Source organism: Rhizobium sp. CECT 9324 (assembly GCF_918741265.1).
Taxonomy (GTDB): domain Bacteria; phylum Pseudomonadota; class Alphaproteobacteria; order Rhizobiales; family Rhizobiaceae; genus Allorhizobium.
The window spans coordinates 3,957,812-3,977,103 of sequence record NZ_CAKKMZ010000001.1 but is presented as its reverse complement, the minus strand read 5'-3'; the positions used below and the strand labels follow the sequence as shown (position 1 = coordinate 3,977,103).

20 protein-coding genes are annotated in these 19,292 nt (G+C 60.0%); 4 read left to right on the top strand and 16 right to left on the bottom strand.

Going from position 1 to position 19,292, the window contains the following annotated elements:
• Nucleotides 1-271 precede the first annotated feature (271 nt).
• The 9 genes from LQ231_RS19235 to LQ231_RS19195 all read right to left on the bottom strand — a co-directional run bounded on the left by LQ231_RS19235 (nt 272) and on the right by LQ231_RS19195 (nt 9,562).
• Nucleotides 272-1,546: a CmpA/NrtA family ABC transporter substrate-binding protein gene (locus tag LQ231_RS19235; protein WP_230173026.1), complete on the bottom strand. Its 1,275-nt coding sequence runs from the start codon at nt 1,544-1,546 to the stop codon at nt 272-274.
• 42 nt (nt 1,547-1,588) lie between these two features.
• Entirely contained in the window at nt 1,589-2,176 is a 588-nt protein-coding gene (locus LQ231_RS19230) for an ANTAR domain-containing response regulator (protein ID WP_113144190.1), read from the bottom strand.
• An 80-nt stretch (nt 2,177-2,256) separates the two neighbouring features.
• Nucleotides 2,257-3,657, bottom strand: a complete 1,401-nt coding sequence (locus tag LQ231_RS19225) for an FGGY-family carbohydrate kinase (RefSeq protein ID WP_230173024.1) — start codon at nt 3,655-3,657, stop codon at nt 2,257-2,259.
• Entirely contained in the window at nt 3,654-3,977 is a 324-nt protein-coding gene (rhaM, locus tag LQ231_RS19220) for an L-rhamnose mutarotase (protein WP_113144181.1), read from the bottom strand. Before rhaM ends, LQ231_RS19225 begins: the two co-directional genes overlap by 4 nt.
• Nucleotides 3,977-4,990, bottom strand: a complete 1,014-nt coding sequence (locus LQ231_RS19215; protein WP_230173023.1) for an ABC transporter permease — start codon at nt 4,988-4,990, stop codon at nt 3,977-3,979. The genes rhaM and LQ231_RS19215 overlap by 1 nt, the downstream gene beginning before the upstream one ends.
• Nucleotides 4,987-5,979: an ABC transporter permease gene (locus LQ231_RS19210; RefSeq protein ID WP_230173022.1), complete on the bottom strand. Its 993-nt coding sequence runs from the start codon at nt 5,977-5,979 to the stop codon at nt 4,987-4,989. Before LQ231_RS19210 ends, LQ231_RS19215 begins: the two co-directional genes overlap by 4 nt.
• Nucleotides 5,980-5,989: 10 nt before the next feature.
• Nucleotides 5,990-7,522 (bottom strand): sugar ABC transporter ATP-binding protein, encoded by a 1,533-nt coding sequence (locus tag LQ231_RS19205; protein WP_230173420.1) that lies wholly within the window; start codon nt 7,520-7,522, stop codon nt 5,990-5,992.
• Nucleotides 7,523-7,696: 174 nt separating this feature from the next.
• Complete coding sequence (rhaS, locus tag LQ231_RS19200; protein WP_230173021.1) at nt 7,697-8,692, bottom strand: rhamnose ABC transporter substrate-binding protein; 996 nt, start codon at nt 8,690-8,692, stop codon at nt 7,697-7,699.
• Nucleotides 8,693-8,749: 57 nt separating this feature from the next.
• Nucleotides 8,750-9,562, bottom strand: a complete 813-nt coding sequence (locus LQ231_RS19195) for a DeoR/GlpR family DNA-binding transcription regulator (protein ID WP_230173020.1) — start codon at nt 9,560-9,562, stop codon at nt 8,750-8,752.
• Nucleotides 9,563-9,763: 201 nt separating this feature from the next.
• Between LQ231_RS19195 and LQ231_RS19190 the strand changes: the two genes are divergently transcribed.
• On the top strand, nt 9,764-11,860 hold the full coding sequence (locus LQ231_RS19190; protein ID WP_230173019.1) for a bifunctional rhamnulose-1-phosphate aldolase/short-chain dehydrogenase: 2,097 nt from the start codon (nt 9,764-9,766) through the stop codon (nt 11,858-11,860).
• Between the two features lie 50 nt (nt 11,861-11,910).
• On the opposite strand, the gene LQ231_RS19185 is transcribed toward LQ231_RS19190, so the two are convergent.
• Entirely contained in the window at nt 11,911-12,069 is a 159-nt protein-coding gene (locus LQ231_RS19185) for a YqaE/Pmp3 family membrane protein (protein ID WP_113144174.1), read from the bottom strand.
• Nucleotides 12,070-12,143: 74 nt separating this feature from the next.
• Between LQ231_RS19185 and rhaI the strand changes: the two genes are divergently transcribed.
• On the top strand, nt 12,144-13,436 hold the full coding sequence (gene rhaI, locus LQ231_RS19180) for an L-rhamnose catabolism isomerase (RefSeq protein ID WP_230173018.1): 1,293 nt from the start codon (nt 12,144-12,146) through the stop codon (nt 13,434-13,436).
• 96 nt (nt 13,437-13,532) lie between these two features.
• Here the strand turns inward: rhaI and LQ231_RS19175 are convergent, their stop codons facing one another.
• The 4 genes from LQ231_RS19175 to LQ231_RS19160 all read right to left on the bottom strand — a co-directional run bounded on the left by LQ231_RS19175 (nt 13,533) and on the right by LQ231_RS19160 (nt 16,286).
• Nucleotides 13,533-14,252: a Bax inhibitor-1/YccA family protein gene (locus LQ231_RS19175; protein ID WP_230173017.1), complete on the bottom strand. Its 720-nt coding sequence runs from the start codon at nt 14,250-14,252 to the stop codon at nt 13,533-13,535.
• Nucleotides 14,253-14,275: 23 nt separating this feature from the next.
• Entirely contained in the window at nt 14,276-15,049 is a 774-nt protein-coding gene (locus LQ231_RS19170) for an anti-sigma factor (RefSeq protein WP_230173016.1), read from the bottom strand.
• Nucleotides 15,039-15,581: a sigma-70 family RNA polymerase sigma factor gene (locus LQ231_RS19165; protein WP_230173015.1), complete on the bottom strand. Its 543-nt coding sequence runs from the start codon at nt 15,579-15,581 to the stop codon at nt 15,039-15,041. Before LQ231_RS19165 ends, LQ231_RS19170 begins: the two co-directional genes overlap by 11 nt.
• A 69-nt stretch (nt 15,582-15,650) precedes the next feature.
• Nucleotides 15,651-16,286, bottom strand: a complete 636-nt coding sequence (locus tag LQ231_RS19160; protein WP_230173014.1) for an exopolysaccharide biosynthesis protein — start codon at nt 16,284-16,286, stop codon at nt 15,651-15,653.
• Nucleotides 16,287-16,438: 152 nt separating this feature from the next.
• Between LQ231_RS19160 and LQ231_RS19155 the strand changes: the two genes are divergently transcribed.
• Entirely contained in the window at nt 16,439-16,816 is a 378-nt protein-coding gene (locus LQ231_RS19155) for a hypothetical protein (RefSeq protein ID WP_230173013.1), read from the top strand.
• 84 nt (nt 16,817-16,900) lie between these two features.
• Here LQ231_RS19155 and LQ231_RS19150 read toward each other — a convergent pair whose 3' ends face one another.
• Nucleotides 16,901-18,007 carry a DUF475 domain-containing protein gene (locus LQ231_RS19150; protein WP_230173012.1) on the bottom strand — a complete coding sequence of 369 codons (1,107 nt, stop codon included), beginning with the start codon at nt 18,005-18,007 and terminating at the stop codon, nt 16,901-16,903.
• A 377-nt stretch (nt 18,008-18,384) separates the two neighbouring features.
• On the opposite strand from LQ231_RS19150, the gene LQ231_RS19145 reads away from it, so the two are divergent.
• Nucleotides 18,385-18,822, top strand: coding sequence for a DUF1810 domain-containing protein (locus LQ231_RS19145; RefSeq protein WP_230173011.1), 438 nt, complete (start codon nt 18,385-18,387; stop codon nt 18,820-18,822).
• Here LQ231_RS19145 and LQ231_RS19140 read toward each other — a convergent pair.
• Nucleotides 18,819-19,235, bottom strand: coding sequence for an OsmC family protein (locus LQ231_RS19140; protein WP_230173009.1), 417 nt, complete (start codon nt 19,233-19,235; stop codon nt 18,819-18,821). The genes LQ231_RS19145 and LQ231_RS19140 overlap by 4 nt on opposite strands.
• Nucleotides 19,236-19,292: the final 57 nt, after the last annotated feature.

The following is a 19,292-nucleotide window of genomic DNA, read 5'->3' as shown; positions in this document are numbered from 1 at the left end:
ATTCCCGGAATGCAAGACCAAGCGACTTCGATGTCTCTGGTGAGCGCTATTTGCGCTCTTGTATATCCGATCGCCGTTGACCGGATTGTTTTTAACGAAGCAAGCAGCGTGCCAGTTTCGTGTTCGGTGACTTTAGTCGTTGTTTCTTATTGCGAAAATCTAATTTTGCGTTGCTGCGGATCGACACCTGCATTGCCTTGCGGGTGCGTAAAACTTGTGCGAATGCCCGCATTGCACAAATTTCGACGCCGCAGCATTGGGCAGTGCAATATTAGAAGTCATGCGGTGTCGAGGTTTGATGATGCCGGCTGCCGACTGGAAATGCCGCGACATAGGCGTTGATATCGGCGGGGTCGAAGACCATCGCATCCATGAAGCGATCGCCCTCCGTGGTGCCTTCGATGCGGATGTCGCCATCATCGGGCGCTGCGGCATCGCCCAGGGCCTGGCGGTAGATGTCCGGCCGGAAAGCGCTGGCGGCTTGCTGTGATCCCTTGTCGCTGAAACCGACCTGCCCCCAGCGGATCATCTGGCTGTAGATCCACAGCGCCTGGCTCGGGCGCGGGTAGTTGGCATTCTGGCCGTGAAAGACGAAATAATCCGGAAGCAACCGCTGATTGCCCTTGGCGTCGAGGCTGAATTCGCCGGCCAGAACACGGCGAATGATGCTGACTTCGGTCGCGATGTAGCGTGCGTCTGCCAGCATTTCCGCCAGATGGTCATGGTTCTCGGGGGTGTCGCACCACCTGGCTGCGGCATCGAGGGCGACGATCAGGCGTGAGACGGTGTCGCTGTTGGTTGCTGCCCAATCGGGGCGCATGCCGACCACTTTTTCAGGGGCCGATGGCCATATGTCCTGCTTGGCCGCAACGATCCGCCCGACGCCGCGCTCGGAGGCGACCATGTTCCATGGCGCGCCGACACAGAAACCGTCGATGGCGCCGGCGGCCAGCGCATCGGATGTCAGCGGCGGCGGCACGACAACGAGCTTTACGTCCCGGTCTGGATCGATGCCACCGGCAGCCAGCCAGTAGCGGAACTCATAGTTGTGCGAGGAAAATGGGTAGGTCATGCCCAAAGTCGGCGGTTGTTCGCCGCGGGCGCGCATGTCGGCGAGCACGGAAGCCAGCGCCCTGGAATTGTCGAGCGCGGATGCGTCCTCCCCAATACCGGTCAGGGACTGCATGCGCTCGAAGAGCCTGAGCGACAGTGTGATCGCATTGCCGCCGCGACCGAGTGAAAATGGCGTGATGGTCGGTGACGGGTTGGATCCGAGGCCAAGCATCGAGGCGACAGGCATCGGTGAAAGCATATGGGCAATGTCGAACTGGCGAAAGGCGAGGCGATCGCGAACATTGGCCCAGGAGACGTCGCGCACAAGATCGAGGGTCAGCCCTTCGCGCTCGGCGAAACCGCATTCGGCAGCGGCGACCAGAACCGAGGCGTCCATCAGCGGGATGAAGCCGGCGCGGAGAACGCGCTGCTGCTTGCCGGGACCGAGACCCGGCGCGGCCAGTCCGCCGCTATCGTTTCGCCTGCTCGTCATGTCATGCACTCCGATTCCTCCGGCGTCCTCTCGGGCGATCCGTCAAAGTAGCAGCCCTGCTGCGGTGACCACGCTCTGGGCGATGTCGGCCAGTTTCTTCTTTTCGTTCATCGCGGTTTGGCGCAGCAGCGCGAAGGCTTCTTCCTCGCTCAAGCCACGCATTTTCATCAAGATTCCCTTGGCGCGCTCGATGATTTTCCGCTCTTCCAGGGCACTGCGGGCTTCCGCCAGTTCGCGCTGCAAGCGGCTGAAGGCGTTGAAGCGGCTGACGGCCATGTCGAGGATGGGTTTGACGCGCTCTTTCTTCAGGCCATCGACGATATAGGCCGAGACGCCTGCATCGACGGCAGCCTCGATCGACGCGGTGTCGGACCGGTCGACGAACATCGCGATCGGTCGCTCCACCGTGCGGGTCAGTTGGAACAGATGTTCCATCATGTCGCGGTTGGGGTTCTCGATATCGATGATGATGACGTCGGGGGCGAGGGTCTCGACAATGCGGGCAATGCCGTTGACCTCATGGACCACCGTCACATGTGTGTGGCCTGCCTCGCGCAATCCCTCATCGATGATCGCCGCACGTACGGCGTTCTCATCGATCACGAGAATGGTGAGGTCGGTATTGCTCATGCGGGCATTGATGGCGCAGCGCAGCATGTTTGACAAGCTGCGCTGCACAAAAGAAATGCAAAAATCCGACTGGGTAAAATTTAGACGGAAAGACGTTGGGCGTCCGCCCGTGCACGCCAGCCTGTGGCGTAGGTTTTGAGTTTTTCGATCGTGCCGGTGACCGGATGCATGGGGACCTTGAGCTGAAGGCCGGTCAACAGGGCCGCGCCAATGGCGGTGCCGGTGGTGGCCTCCGACGCGAAGACAGGCCGGCCGGTGAGGCTGTGCAAGGCTCTTAGATAGAGACCGTTTGTTGCAAATGGTCCCTCGACGATCAGCGGGCCGTCCGCACCAATCAGACCCAGACAAGTGACCGTCATCAGCGCTTCGTAAAGGCTTGCCGCCACGCGACGCTCGGCCGGACCTGCGGGGTCGCGTGTCCACTCAGCCTTGCGGTCCGGATAGGGTCCGGTTTTTTCGACGACGCTCGGCAGCAGCATGATGCCTTGGTGCAGGACGGATTGCAGGGCTTGCGCTTCTTCATGCGGCGTCAATGGCGGCAAATCCCGCGTCAGCATGTCCCATTCGCGTCCGCCCATGAAGCGCGCAGAGGGGACCGGGCTGCCCTGGGCATCGACATTGACCAGTGTGTCGCGGTTCGGATCGAGCTGATCGGGTTTTGCTCCGACGCCGAAACAGATGACCCAGGTGCCGGTCGAGATGACAGAACAAGGGGAGCCGAAGCCGAGCAGATGGGGCAGGAGCGAGGCGTTGGAATCGTGGATGCCGCAATAGACCGGTACCGGCTTTGTCAGGCCGAGACGCGCGGCCAGTTCCGGCTGGATCTCGCCGAGCGCATCGAAGGCGGAGCGGACCGGCGCAAGCTGCTTTCGGATGCCAAGGCGATCAACGAGGCTGGAATAGCTGGCAGTGAAGGGTTGCCAGAGATCGGTGTGACAGCCGAGCGACGTGCCCTCATTGGCGGCGATGCCGGTCAACCGGTAGGCCCAGTATTGCGGGTAGGTGAGGATGGTGGCGACGCGGGCAAAATCGGCGGGGAATACCGTCTGCTGATAGTGCAACTGGGCGCCGACATTGAGCCCTCCGGCGAGCCTTGGTGAATAGGTCTCGGCAAAATCCGGTCGCAGGGCCGCGTAGGCGGACTGGATGTCCTGCTGGTAGAGATGCTCGTAGTCGAGGACCGGCAGGGCAAGATCGCCCTTTTCATCCAGCAAGGCGGCACTTGCGCCATGGGTAGTGATCGAGAGCGCATCGAAGCCGGGCGACTTGGCGAATTCCGCCAGCGTGGCGAGGATGAACTGCCACAGCGTTTCAACGTCGAAATGGGGATAGGGCGGGCTTGAGAGGACCGTGTTGGCGGTCTTGCGGACAGTGATCTCCGTGCCGGTCTGCGCATCGACGACAACCAGCTTTGCATTGGTCTTGCCGATATCGATGACGGCGACGTGTCGGTATTTCGGCAGGTCGTCAGGCTTCGTCATGGCAGATGAAACACCGTGACCAGATCCGTGGCGATCGGAGAGTTGTCCGGGTTGGACGCCATGATGTCGGCCATGTGTGCCCACCAGCGCTTCATCACCGGATGATCCGGCAAGGCTGCCATTTTATGGTTTTTCGGCCGTGTCAGTACACCGAACAGGATATTGGTCTCCGGGTCGAGATGGATCGAATAGTCGGAGACACCTGCGTCATGCAGGAGGCCGACGAGTTCGGGCCAGATCTCGTCATGGCGCTTCCTGTATTCGGCTTCCATGCCGGGATTGAGCGTCATCTTGAAGGCGTGTTTCTCAAGCTCGGCCATCAGGCGTTCCTCGCATGCTTGATCCGGCGGGCGATGATCGGCAGGGCGATGGTGATGATCAGCAGCAGGCCGATGAAGATCGACATGACGATGCCGGGCACATTCAACAGGCCGAGGCCGAAAGTGACAAGGCCCATGACGAAGGCGGCGATGACGACACCGACGATGGTGCCGGCGCCGCCGAGAATGGAGACGCCGCCGAGCACGACCATGGTGACCACTTCCAGTTCCCAGCCTTGAGCGATCGATGGACGGGTGGAGCCCAGACGGGACGTGAGGCATACGGCGGCGATGCCGCTCATCAGGCCGGTCAGAAGGAAGAGGATGAACTTCACCCGTTCCACCGGGATGCCGGAGAAGCGGGCGGCCAGCGGATTGTTGCCGATGACATAGACATGGCGGCCGAAATTCGTCTTGTGCAGCAGGATGCCGAAGGCGAGCGCCATCCCGAGGAACAGGACGAATTCGAAAGAGAAGACCCAGAACACGTAACCCTGGCCGAAATAGGCGAAATCTGCCGGATATTTGCCGAAGGCCTGGTCGCCGAGCACGATATAGGAAATGCCGCGGAAGAGGCTCATCGTGCCGATGGTGACCACGATCGAGGGCAGGCGGAGGACGGCAACCAGAAATCCGTTGAAGGCGCCGCAGGCGAGACCCGTGGTGGTGCCGATGGCGACAAGACCCGGCGTGCCGACGCCCATCTGCACGGCGTAACCCATGGCGGTTGAGGCCAATGCGATGATGGCGGCGACCGAGAGGTCGATCTCACCGGCTATGATCAGCAGCGCCATGGCAAAGGCGATCATTGCCTTTTCGGTGAAGTTGAACGTCGCATCCGACAGGTTCCAGGCATCGAGGAAGTAGGGCGAGGCGAGCGAATTGGCGATGAAGATCAGAACGGCGACACAAAAGAGCAGCACTTCCCAGCTCGCCAGCATGCGGCGGAGGGGCGTTCCGAGCCGGTCCGGGATGATGCGCTTTTCGCGGGGGGAGATAGGATTGGTGCTCATGCCGTCACCTCGGTCTTGGCGGCGCGATCGCGCAGGATAATCCGGCCCTTCTTGCGCTCGGCGCGGGCATTGAAGACGACGGCAAGCACGATCACGATGCCGGAAATGGCCATTTGGGCGAAAGGCGAGATGCCGATGACCGGAAGCGCGTTCTTGATGACGCCCAGGAAGAGCGCCCCGAGCACCGTGCCGATGACGGTGCCGATGCCGCCGGCGATCGAGATGCCGCCGATGACGTTTGCCGCGACGCTGTCGAGTTCGAAACCGCCGGCGATATCGACATAGGCTACGGCGTAGCGCGAAACCCAGAGATAGCCGGAGAGACCGGCGAGCGCGCCGGACAGGACGAAGGCGAGGAAGCGGGCGCGGCCGACATCGATGCCGGCATAGATGGCAGCAACCGGATTGCCGCCTGCGGCATAGGTGGAGCGGCCGAAGCTGGTGCGGGTCAGGATGAACGAGACGAGAATGACGATGGCAATCGCGACCCAGGACAGGATGGGCAGACCGAGGACCACCGTGCGGGGGAAGCCGAGAAAGTCGGGCTGCATCTGGTGGGCGTTGACCCAGGCACCACCCGACAGGACGAAGGTCATGCCGCGGTAGATGGTCAAGGTGCCGAGCGTCACGACAATCGGCGGGATCTGCAAAGCCCAGACGAGAAAGCCGTTGATCGCACCGAGCATGGCGCCGATGCCGATTGCCACAACGATGAGCAGCGCGAGCGGCAGGCCGGGATAGCTTGCGTCGAGCATGGCAACTGCCATTCCGGTGAAGGCAAGGTTTGCCGCCACCGACAGGTCGATTGACTTGGTCAGGATGACCACCATCTGGCCGAGCGCCAGAATGATCAGGATCGAGGTGTCGTTGAAGATATTGGCCAGGTTGCCGGGGGTGGCGAAATTGTCGGCTCGGGTCGAGAAGCCAAGGATCATCCCAACGATGATCAGACCCAACAGCAGTTCCCGGTTTTTCAGCAGATTTTGCATGATGCTATCCTTACGCATTGCCGGTCGCCGCACGCACCAGCGTCTCGGCCGACAGCCCTTCGCGTTCATAGATGCCGGCGGAGAGGCCTTCGCGCATGACCATGACCCGGTCGGACATGCCGAGGATCTCCGGCAGTTCGGACGAGATCATGATGATCGACAGGCCTTCGCCGGCGAGTTCGGAGATGAATCCATGGACGGCGGCCTTGGAGCCGATGTCTATGCCCTTGGTCGGTTCGTCGAGGATGATGACCTTGGGTGCGGTCGCAAGCCACTTGCCGATGACGACCTTCTGCTGGTTGCCGCCCGACAGCGTGCCGACCGGGACGGACAGAGCTGCGGCGCGCAGATCCAGCCGTTCGGCATAGCGGCGTGCCAGCTTCAATTCATTGGCCGCCTTCAGGAAACCCGAGACCGAGGTGCGGACCAGCGAAGGCAGCGACATGTTCTGGTAGATCGGCATGTCGAGCGCGAGGCCGTGGCGACCGCGCTCTTCGGGCACATAGACAATGCCGGCGGCAATCGCATCGGCCGGCGAACTGATGGTGATCGGTCGGCCTTCGAGCGACAAGGTGCCCGAGGCGGGGCGGGTGATGCCAAAGAGCGACTGGCAGAGTTCGGAGCGTCCGGCGCCGATCAGTCCGTAGATGCCGAGGATCTCGCCCTTCTTCAGGTCGAAGGAAATGTTGCGGAATTCGGTTTCGTGGTTGTAGCCATGGACGGACAGCATCGAGGCGCCAATGACGGCAGGTGTCTTGGGGAAAACGTCATGCACATCGCGACCGACCATCAGGCGGACGATCTCGTCTTGTGGGGTTGTCTTCAGCACGCCGGAACCCACCATGCGACCATCGCGGAAGACGGCGTAGTTGTCGGCGATCTCATAGACTTCATCGAATTTGTGGCTGATGAAGAGGATTGCCTTGCCCTGGCGCTTCAGGCCGTCGACGATGCGGAAGAGATCGTCGATCTCCTTGCGGGACAAGGCGGCCGTCGGCTCATCCATGATGACGATGCGGGCTTCGACGGACAGGGCACGGGCGATCGCCACCAGATGGCGCTGGGCGATGGAGAAATCCTTGAGCTTGGTCGTCGGATCGATGTCGCTTTCGAGCGCCTGCATGAGGGTGCGGGAGCGCTCGTTGATCTGGCGCCAGTCGATCAGGCCTAGCCGTGTTTTCGGCGCATGGCCGAGGAAGATGTTTTCACCGACGGTCAATTCGTCAAAGAGGACCGTTTCCTGGTGGATGGCAGTGACGCCAGCGTCGATCGCATCCTGGGCATTGGCGAAGGCGGTCGGCTTGCCGTCGATGAGGATTTCGCCCTCGTTGGGGCGATAGATGCCGGTCAGGATCTTGACCAGCGTCGACTTGCCAGCGCCGTTCTCGCCGATCAGAGCGGTGACCTTGCCGGGGTAGAGCGCGATATTCACACCATCGAGCGCTTTGACGCCGGGAAAGATCTGCGAGATGCCGCGCATCTCCAGAATCGGCGTGTCGGCAGGCAATGGCGCGGTATTGAGAGACTTGGCTTGAACGGTCATGGTCATTTCAGTTCCTATAAGCCCCTCATCCGCCTGCCGGCACCTTCTCCCCGCATGCGGGGAGAAGGACGCAAGCCATGCGTCATTCCATCATCGGGGCACGTCCCCTCTCCCCGCTTGCGGGGAGAGGGTTAGGGTGAGGGGCACGTGATGCCTCAACTCGGAGCTGCCGGATCAGAAGATCTTCGAGAATTCGTCGATGTTCGACGCGTCGTAGACGAAGGGATCGGCCATGGCGGCTTCGCCATTGTCGCCAATCTTGATCTTGCCCATGCGGCCCGCTTCCACTTCCGAACCGGGAGCGCCGTCCGTCTCACCCTTGACCAGGCGATAGGCGATCTGGGTTGCCGAATAACCGAGGTCGATCGGGTTCCAGATGGCGAATTCCTTGGTCGCACCCGACTTGATGGCGCCAGCCATTTCGGACGGCAGGCCAAGACCGGTCACATAGACCTGGCCGATCTTGCCGGCATCCTTAACAGCCTGCGAGGCTGCGAGAACGCCAACCGTTGTCGGGGCTACGATGACCTTGACGTTCGGCTGCGAGCTCAGGAGGCCCTGGGCTTCGCGGTAGCTCTTGTCGGCCAAGTCGTCGCCATAGACCGTGGTGACGAGATTGAGGCCATTGAAGTCCTTCAACTGCTTCTTCATTTCCTCGATCCAGATGTTCTGGTTGGTCGAGGTCGTGGTGGCCGACAGGATGGCGAAGTCGCCCTTGCCGCCTTCAAGATGGTTTGCCGCGAGCTGCAGGCACATCTTGCCGATCAGTTCGTTGGACGACGGGTTCAGGTGCATGATGCGGCCTTCGGCGGCAACGCCCGAATCCCACGAGATGACCTTGATGCCGCGCTGGGCCGCCTTCTTCAGAGCCGGAACGACGGCATCCGGATCGTTTGCGGAAATGGCGATGGCGTCGACGCCCTGAGCAATCAGCGAATTGATGACTTCGATCTGGCCTTCGGCCGTGGTCGTCGTCGGACCGGTATAGATGATCTCGACGCCGCCGAGTTCCTTGGCTGCTTCTTCAGCGCCCTTATTGGCCGCCTCGAAGAAGCCGTTGCCGAGCGATTTGACGACCAGTGCGATCTTCATGTCGGCGGCCTGTACGGCCGAGCCCATGGAGGCGATGGCAAATACCACGCCCGCCAGCAATGTCTTAGACAGTTTCATATTTTTCCTCCCAGGTTTGATGAACTGCTGAACTCCCCCTCGTCAGCCGCTAAATTGTCAGGCGACTGACGTGGTATCCTCCTTTTCCGATGAGGCCGCTGGCCTCACCGTAATCAGCTTGATGCCGGCATCGGTGACCATAGCGGCCGCCTCGTCGGAAATTCTGTCGTCGGTGATGATGGTCGAGACCTTGTCGAGCGGGCACAGAATGAGGCTCGAACGTTTGGCAAATTTGCTGCTGTCGACCATGACAATCAGCTCTTCGGCCTGGCGAACCAGCTTCTGCTCGCTCTGGATGACCAGCGCGTCGGATTCCATCACGCCGTGGGCGTTGATACCTTGCGCGCCGATGAAGATGCGGCGGGCGTAGAAATTGCGGATCGCGTCATTTTCGAACGGTGACAGGATCAGGCTCTGGTCGCGATAGATCGCGCCCCCTGGGACCGACACATTGCATTTCGAATGCTTGACCAGATGTTCGGCAATGGCGAAGGAATTGGTCATCACCTGCAGGCGGCGGGCCGACATGAAGTGCACCATCTGGAACGTCGTGGTGCCGCCATTGATGATGATCGAATCGCCTTCCTCGCACAAATCGACGGCGGCGCGCGCAATTGCGCGTTTCTTGTCGATGTTGACCGATTCAGACACGCGGAATGGACGCGCTGCCAGGTTGCCAAGCTGCGGCGGATGCACGGCCTCTGCGCCGCCGCGAACACGACGAAGCTTTCCCTGCACATGCAGAGAGGCAATGTCCCGGCGGATCGTGGCTTCTGATGCCTCGGTCAATTCAGCGATATCCTGCACGGTGACAACCGGCTTTTCCTGGATCGCGCTGAGTATGATGCGATGGCGTTCGCGTTCGTGCATGGGGCTCCTCCTGATCCTGATTTATTCGGATTGCTTTTAACCTGTCAATCAGAAACGATCAAAAAAGATAATATTGCAACGCACAATGAAAAGTAATGATCGAAACTGATTGACAATCGTCGATCTGATGCGCGATACCCATCGACAAGAAGGAGATGGGTCCGTGCATTTCGGCCCATGAACAAATACCTGGAGGATGTCATGACGGGCCATACCCGCCTTCTCGATAATCGTTGGGATGATGCCTACGCTGCCAAGCTCGATGAGCCGGGTAAGCTGCTTTATCGTTCGAACCTGCTTGGTGCGGACAAGCGCATTACCAATTATGGCGGTGGCAATACCTCGGCCAAGGTCATGGAAACCGATCCGCTCACCGGGGAAAAGGTTCAGGTTCTCTGGGTCAAGGGCTCTGGCGGTGATGTCGGCACGATCAAGCTCGATGGTTTCTCGACGCTGTATCAGGACAAGCTCGATGCGCTGAAGGGCATCTACAAGGGCGTTGATGACGAAGATCGCATGGTCGGCTTCCTGCCCCATTGCACGTTCAACCTGAACCCGCGTGCTGCCTCGATCGATACGCCGCTGCATGGTTTCGTGCCGTTCATCCATGTCGATCACATGCATCCCGATGCGATCATCGCGATTGCGGCTTCGAAGAATTCCAAGGAACTCACGCAAAAGATCTTCGGTGCCGATATCGGCTGGCTGCCCTGGCGTCGTCCTGGCTTCCAGCTTGGTCTCGACCTCGAAGCCTTCGTCAAGGCCAACCCGAATGCCAAGGGCGTCGTGCTCGAGAGCCACGGCCTGTTCACCTGGGCAAACGACGCCAAGGATTGTTACCTGTTGACCCTTGAGATCATCAACAAGGCGATCGAGTGGTTTGCCAAGGAAACCGAAGGCAAGACGATCTTCGGCGGCGCCATTACGCAAAGCCTGCCGGTTGCCGAGCGCCGCGCCATCGCGGCCAGGCTGATGCCGGAAATCCGTGGCCGGATCGGCAAGGCGGAGCGCAAGCTCGGCCATTTCGACGATCAGGATGCGGTGCTCGAATTCGTCAACTCGAAGCAGCTCCAGCCGCTTGGTGCGCTTGGCACGTCGTGCCCGGACCACTTCCTGCGCACCAAGATCCGTCCGCTGATCGTCGATTTCGATCCGGCCAAGCCGGATGTCGATGCGGTTCTCGCCGGCCTCGACAAGGCGTTGGAAGACTACCGCGCCGATTACACTCGGTACTACGAGACCTGCAAGCACGACAATTCACCGAAGATCCGCGATCCCAATCCGGTGATCTTCCTGGTGCCGGGCGTCGGCATGCTGTCCTTTGCCAAGGACAAGGCGACCGCCCGTATCGCCGGCGAATTCTACGTCAACGCGATCAATGTGATGAAGGGTGCCACGACGGTTTCCGAGTATCAGGGGCTGCCTGAGCAGGAAGCCTTCGACATCGAATACTGGCTGCTCGAAGAAGCGAAGCTCCAGCGCATGCCGAAGCCGAAGAGCCTGGCTGGCAAGGTCGCCTTCGTCACCGGCGGCGCCGGCGGCATCGGCCGCGCCACTGCCGAGCGGCTGGTTTCGGAAGGTGCCTGCGTGGTCTTGGCGGATATTGATGCCAAGGCGCTTGCGGATACGACGGCAGACTTCAGCAAGCGCCATGGCGGCGATGCTGTACGCTCGGTCCAACTCGACGTGACCAAGGAAGATGCGGTTCTGCAGTCGTTCGTCGAAGCTTCGGTCGAGTTCGGCGGTGTGGATATTCTGGTGTCGAATGCCGGTATCGCTTCGTCTGCGCCGGTCGAAGAGACGACGCTTGCGATGTGGAACAAGAATATCGACATTCTCGCGACCGGATATTTTCTGGTTTCGCGCGAAGCCTTCCGCCTGTTCCGACGCCAGGGCCTGGGCGGCAATGTCGTCTTCGTCGCTTCGAAGAACGGCCTTGCCTCGTCACCCAATGCTTCGGCCTATTGCACGGCCAAGGCTGCCGAAATCCATCTCGCCCGGTGCCTGGCACTGGAAGGCGCAGATGCCGGCATCCGCGTCAACACCGTCAACCCGGATGCCGTCCTGCGCGGCTCGAAGATCTGGAATGGCGAATGGCGTGAGCAGCGTGCGGCCTCCTCGAAGATCGAAGTGGACGATCTCGAGGAACATTACCGCAAGCGTTCGATGTTGAAGCTCAACGTTTTCCCGGAAGACATTGCCGAGGCGATCTACTTCCTGGCGTCCGACCTTTCAGCCAAGTCGACCGGCAACATCATCAATGTCGATGCCGGCAACGCCCAGAGCTTTACCCGATAAGCTATCCTCCCGGGTCCTGCGGCGGCGCAAATGCCGCGGCGGGACCGACCTTACTTTCTGAGAATAACCCAGATTGCGTGGATGATACCCGGCAGATAGCCGCAGAGTGTCAGCAGGATATTCAGCCAGAATTGAAGGCCGATACCGACCTGGAGGAATACGCCGACTGGGGGCAGGAGAATGGCAAGCAGAATGCGTAGAACGTCCATGATGACTCCGTTATCTGGATTGGTTCAGTTAAACGCGGATGGAACAAAATCGTTCGCGTGAGGAGGAGGAAATAATGACGAACAGCAAGATTTCGGCCGATTTCATCGCCGCAGACAATGACAAGCGCGCATCCGCGCTCAAATCAGACTACGCAGCGCTCGGGGAAAAGCTCGCCCGCAGCGGTGTCGATATTAATGCGATCACAGACAAGGTCGCCGCGTTCTTCGTCGCCGTTCCTTCCTGGGGCGTGGGTACCGGCGGCACTCGCTTTGCCCGCTTTCCCGGGCTTGGCGAACCGCGCCATATCTTCGACAAGCTCGACGATTGCTCGGTCATCAACCAGCTGACGCGCGCCACGCCGACCGTGTCGCTGCATATCCCGTGGGACAAGGCCGATCCGAAGGCGTTGAAGGCGAAGGGCGATGCGCTGGGCCTCGGCTTCGATGCGATGAATTCCAATACCTTCTCCGACGCTCCGGATCAGGCGAACTCCTATAAATACGGTTCCCTGAGCCATGTGGATGCGGCAACCCGTGCACAGGCGGTCGAGCACAATATCGAATGTATCGAGATCGGCGCTGCACTCGGCTCGAAGGCGCTGACGGTCTGGGTTGGTGACGGGTCCAACTTCCCCGGCCAGACGAATTTCACCCGCAGCTTCGAGCGCTATCTCGCGGCCATGGCGGATATCTACAAGGCGCTGCCGGATGATTGGCGCCTGTTTTCCGAACACAAGATGTACGAGCCGGCATTTTATTCGACGGTGGTACAGGACTGGGGCACGAACTACCTGATCGCACAGACGCTTGGCCCGAAGGCGCAATGCCTGGTTGACCTAGGGCACCATGCGCCCAACACCAATATCGAAATGATCGTTGCCCGGCTCATCCAGTTCGGCAAGCTCGGCGGTTTCCACTTCAACGATTCGAAGTATGGCGACGACGATCTCGATGCCGGATCGGTCGAGCCTTACCGCCTGTTCCTGGTGTTCAACGAATTGGTCGATGCGGAGCATCGCGGCGTGAAGGGTTTCCACCCGGCCCATATGATAGACCAGAGCCACAATGTGACCGATCCGATCGAAAGCCTGATTTCGAGTGCCAATGAAATCCGGCGCGCCTATGCGCAGGCGCTTCTGGTCGATCGTGCAGCACTCGAAGGTTATCAGAACGGCAATGACGCGTTGATGGCGACAGAAACGCTGAAGCGTGCCTATCGCACCGATGTCGAAGCGATCCTTGCCGAGGCCCGTCGTCGTACCGGTGGGGCGATCGATCCGATCGCATCCTACCGCGCCAGCGGTTACCGGGCCAAGGTCGCGGCCGAGCGGCCGGCGGTAAAGGGCGGTTCGGGCGGCATCGTCTGAGCGATCACAGTCACTCCCGCAAAACAAAACGCCCGGACCGCAAGGTCCGGGCGTCTCTCTTTGGGTGTTTCTCCCGACGCTATTTTTAGCGTTCTGTTATTCTTCGCGCTGGCCGGTCAGGCTCAGCAGCATCTGGAACAGGTTGACGAAGTTCAGATATAGCGACAGCGCGCCGAAGACGGCCAGTTTCTGCCGGCTCTCCTGGTCGACGTTCTCGGCATACTGTTCCTTGATGTTCTGCGTGTCGTAGGCGGTCAGGCCGACAAAGACCACAACACCGATGACCGAGACAGCGAACTGCAGGGCGCTCGAGCCGAGGAAGATGTTGACGACCGAGGCGATCACGATGCCTATCAGGCCCATCATCAGGAACGAGCCCATCTTCGCCAGGTCACGCTTGGTGGTGTAGCCATAGAGGCTGGTCGCGCCGAACATGGTGGCGGTGATGAAGAAGGTACGGGCGATCGACGCTCCGGTGAAGACCAGGAAGACGGATGCGAGCGACAGTCCCATCACGGCGCAGAATGCCCAGAAGGTCATCTGCGCGGTCGAGGCCGACATGGTCTGGATGCGGAACGAGAAGAAGAAGACGAAGGCGAGCGGCGCCAGCATCACGACCCATTTCAACGGGGACGAGAAGATGGGCACATAAAGGGCTGGCGTCGAGCCGACAAAGTAGGCGACCAGGCCGGTGATGGCCAGGCCGAGGCCCATATAGTTGTAGACGCGCAGCATGTGTTGGCGCAGGCCTTCGTCGAAAAGGGCCGCGGACTGTGCCTGGCTACCGTAGCCGAAGCGGTTCTGGATAGGATCCATAGTCAAGTTCCTCCTTGGTGGGATCAATAAAGAGTGCGTGCAAGTTTGCGGGCCTGTTCAGCCAGCATTTCGGGATTTTCGGTTTCGGAGATCAATGCATAGGCGACTTCACCGATCTGCCAGTATGCAGCCTGCGTTGTGCCATCCTGTTTGATGAGGACTTGCTGTACGGTGAAGGTTCCCGGACGGACGGCGAAGAGCGACAGACGTTTGCCCTTGCCGGGGGAGACAGCGAGTTCGACGCTCGGGCCAAAAGCCGAAGGGAAGATCTGCGCGTCGTTCACAACCCATTGCGCCGGCATGTCCGGCAACACGATCGCGGTCGCGGAGCGAATGTCGGCAGCGTCGTAGGTGCTGGCCTCGGATTGTGACGGCATCTGTTCACGCAGTTCCGCCGTCTGGTGGGCGCGAATGGCTTCCTCGACAAATGCTGGCGGCGGTACGGATGCCACGACCTCGCCCACGCCAAGCGGTGCAATCCAGCCGTGGGCGGCCCAGCCGGCACCGACGAAGAGGGTTATCATCGCGGCACGGCGAAACAGGTCGAAGGTCCGGCGACGGCTGAATGCTCTTTCAAGCATTCGGGCGGCGTCGCGGGTTTCGATCTTGCTGACGCTCGGCAGGCCGGCAAGTGACAGCCGCAACTCGTCGCGCACACGCAAGTCCGCCATCACTTGCGCGGCGACTTGTGGTCTCTCGGACAGGTAAGCTTCAACCTCGATACGGCGTCCGACGTTCAGTTGGTCATCGACATAGGCGTGCAGGTCAGTTTCGATAACGGGGTCACTACTGGTCATCGGCTGGGCCTCCAACAATACGTAGGTGGGTCACCTGAGCGGTCCCTTCCTTGTCTTCAATTGCGCGTAGACGGGCTCTCGCACGGGAAATTCGCGACATCAGCGTTCCGACCGGAATGCCGAGCACGTTTGCTGCTTCCTGGTAGGAAAGCTCTTCGATGGCGACGAGGTGCAGTGCCTCGCGTTGATCTTCCGGCAGAGCCAGAAACGCATTTCGCACCTGGGTCAGACGAACGGAATGTTCCTGATCGGCCTGTGCCGATTGCGGTATCAGGTCCAGCGTTGCCGCATCGCGCCGTGCAACGGCGCGCTTGTGGCGCAAGCGATCGATATGCGTGTTGTGCAGGACCGAGAGCAGCCAGTTGCGGATGTTGGCGCCGGTGCGGAAGGTCGATTGCTTTTCGAGCGCCCGCACCAGCGTGTCGTGCACCAGATCTTCTGCCTCGTCCGGATCACGCGCCAGCGACCGTGCATAGCGGCGCAAGGCTGCGAGCTGTCCAATCACATTGAAAGGGTGCGTTCCGGGTTTCATGTCTCAGTATACGAACCCCGGGAGGAGATTATTCCCTGCTGATTGGAAAATATTTCGATCGCTCGATTCCTAGCCGATTGCCCAGCCAAGGCTGCGAATGGCGCCGTAGATCAGGCCGCCGGACGTGGCCAATGCAATGATGCCAAGCGCCACACCGAGCATGGCCATCAGGCCATCCCGTTCCATCAGGCCGAGGGCAATCATGACCAGCGCTGCCACAGGCAGGAAATTGCCGAAAGGAATGGGCAGGGCCACGGCGATTGCCAGCAGGAAAACCGGAATGCCCAGCAATGATTGTGCCGTGCGGCCGGCAAAATGGCGCATGCGGTTGCGGCGCAGGACCGTTTCAACGCGCGAGACCAGAGGACTTGTGTAGCGGACAATCAGGCCGATCACGTTTGCCGAGATGCGACGTCGTCCAAGAAACGCCGGCAGCCATATGCGCTGATAGCCGGCCATGATCTGCACGGCGATGATGGCGAGGCACGTGCCGAATACCATGCCGAACGGACCGGGTATCGGGTTCAGAGCGGGCAGCGATAGAATAAGAATGGCGAAAGCGATGCTGGTCCGGCCCATGGCCGCCAGTAATTCGTCAAGGCTCACCGATCCTGCGGTCTCGGCATGGGTCACCAGGGAGGCCAGCCGCAAGGAGGCGATGCCGGGTTTGCGCGGGTCGTTCGTCTGGGTTTCAGGATCGGTCATGTCTTTCCCTGCTTTTGCGTGCGGCAGATCATGTAAGATTGGCAACCGCAAGGACAAGGCGGGATGGTTGGGTTGTCGGCGTTTCACCCTCCGTTGCTGGCGGGTGATATCCGCAATTCCGCGATGTGGGCGATCGGCAGGAGGCAGTATCGTTGGCGCCGCGCAACCTCATGATTGGTGTTGCGGCGTCAGCCTGGATCAAACCATCAAGGAACTCTTTGGCGGTCGTCGTGTTGTTCATCAGGGACAACAGAGGAGATTTTGAGATGGCCGACGAACCAAGACATCACGACGACAAGGCGCCAGCGACGAGCCCACCGGTGGCCAGCCCGCAGGCTCACCGGAATGAGCAAGCTCCCACCGGCGAACGCTCTACTTCAAAGGATGAGGACGAGACAACGAAGAGCAGCATTCCGGTGGCGGGCCCCCATGCGCGTAAGGATCTGCAAGATGAGATGAAGACGCCGGGGACAGGCGCTTTGCCGGATTCCGGCTCTGGCCAAAACCAGGTCGATGTGGGGCCGGATTGATCTGCCTATAGTGGTCAAACACATCAGGCCGACGGATGACCGTCGGCCTGATGGTATTTTGTTCTGTCTGCTTTGGCGTGCAGATCAGATATTGTCGGCGACAGCTTCCTGTGCCATCCGCGCTTCTTCCTCGCGTTCCCGCCTGTTGTAGCGGATCGAGGACCAGAGCGAGACGCCGATCAGGGCCGCGCCGCCGAGGCCGGTGATCACTTCCGGGATATGCACCAGGGTTTGGAAGAACATGATCACCGAGAGGATCAGGATGGCGTAGAATGCGCCATGTTCCAGATAGCGGTATTCCGCCAGCGTGCCCTTTTCCACCAGCATGATGGTCATTGAGCGCACATACATGGCGCCGATGCCAAGGCCGATGGCAATGATGAACAGGTTCTGCGTCAGGGCGAAGGCGCCGATCACGCCATCGAAGGAGAAGCTGGCATCGAGGACTTCAAGGTAGATGAAGGCGCCGAGGCCGCCCTTGGCCGCTTCACTCATCGCTTTTTGCGATGCATCCAGCAGTCCGCCCAGCACTTCGACCGCCAGAAATGTCACGAGGCCGTAGATGGCCGAATAGACAAAGGTGGTCGCTTCCTCACCTTCCAGCAGGCTGGAGAAGACAAGGATCAGGATCAGGACAAAGGCGATCTCGATGCCCTTGATCGAGGCCGAGCGCGCCATGTGCTTTTCGATGACTTCGATCCAGTGCACGTCCTTCTCATGATTGAAGAAGTAGGTCAGACCGACCATCATCAGGAAAGTGCCGCCGAAGGCTGCGATCGGCAGATGGGCGTCGTTCATGATGCGGGCATATTCGGCCGGCTCGCGGGCGGCCAGGATCACAGCCTCGATCGGACCGATCTTTGCCGCGATGACCACGATGAGCAGCGGGAACACGATGCGCATGCCGAATACGGCGATGATGATGCCCCAGGTCAGGAAGCGATGCTGCCAGACGGGTGTCATGTCTTTCAGCTTGTTGGCATTAACGATCGCGTTGTCGAAGGACAGCGAGATTTCCAGAACGGCGAGTACCGCGCAGATGAAGAAGACAGTGGCCATGCCGCCGATCGTGCCGGTCGACTGCCAGCCGAGGACGCCGCCCAGGATAAGTCCGAGAACGGTGACGATGAAGGCCCAGCGAAAATAGCCAAGGGTGCTGGTGCCGCTTTTGAGGGAAAGGGGAGCGTTCATGCCAAGACCTCCTGAGTGGGAGAAAGGGGCATGTCGGAAGAGAGGGAATGTGCGTCGCGCAGCGCAGAATGCGCACACGCAAATAGCATGATCCAAGTGTTCATTTGTTTTGAATCCGCCGGCTGTCTTGCTGGCGGTACCGACATCACGAGAGCGCCGTAAACTCTCGCCAGAGGGGCCCGGCACCAGGTTCGACGGCGACGAGCATCAGGCTTCGTCGCGCAAGGCCACTTGTCTGCGAATATATACTAAACGTCAAGTGCTGCGGCGATCGGGCGTCTGGTGAGACAGTGGCGCTTATCGCCAACGATCAACAATATCGCGCGCAATCTGATACATGTAGACTGTATTTTTCTCGCTGGGGTTGGAGGCTTCAGATGGGTGATCCGAAGACGTTTGACAGCAGTCGTTTCCTCGACGCGCAGGCGCCGGTCCTGGAAACCGTCATGGCTGAGCTCAGTGCCGGGCGAAAACAAAGTCACTGGATGTGGTTCGTCTTTCCGCAATTGCGGGGACTTGGTCTTTCACCAACGTCGCTGCACTACAGTCTGGCCTCTGTCGAGGAGGCTCAGAGCTACCTGCGTCATGCCCAGCTTGGCCCGAGGCTTGTCGACTGCACGGGCCTGATACTGTCGATCGAGGGTCGTTCGTTGCGACAGATTTTCGGCTCCCCGGATGACCGCAAGTTCCAGTCCTGCATGACTTTGTTCTCTCTCGCAGCTCCGGACGAACGTGGTGCGATATTTCGCCAGGCTCTGGATCAGTATTGCGGTGGCCGGCTCGATCACCGCACGCTGGAAATCCTGTCGCTTTAGAATTCGCCGATCTCGATCATCGGTCGAGAGGCAAGACTGTTGCTGACGGTACAGATCTCTTCGGCCCGGTGGATCACAAGCAACTGTTGTTGTGGCGTGAGATTGCCTCTGAAACGCATGACGACGTGAAAGCGGGCGATACGGGAAAGACCATCGGTTGCCTTATCCCCCGTTGCCCTGGCCACGACTTCACTCAGGCTATCCGCCAGACCCAATTCCCGCGCTGCAATGCGTGCGCTCATGGCCAGACATGCGGCGAGTGCGGCGTATAGCAGGTCAATCGGATTAAAACCTGGTTGGGATGGTCCCGTGGCTATGTCGAGCGTGCCGCCCGTCTCGGATACGAGATGCGGGTAGCCGGTTTTGCCAAGTGTTGCGGTTGCGCCGACCGGTCGCGTCTTCAGTCCTGGCACCTGATCACTCCGAGTTTCGTTGCGATGGCAGGATAGAGTGCCAGGAGCCGATGTCAA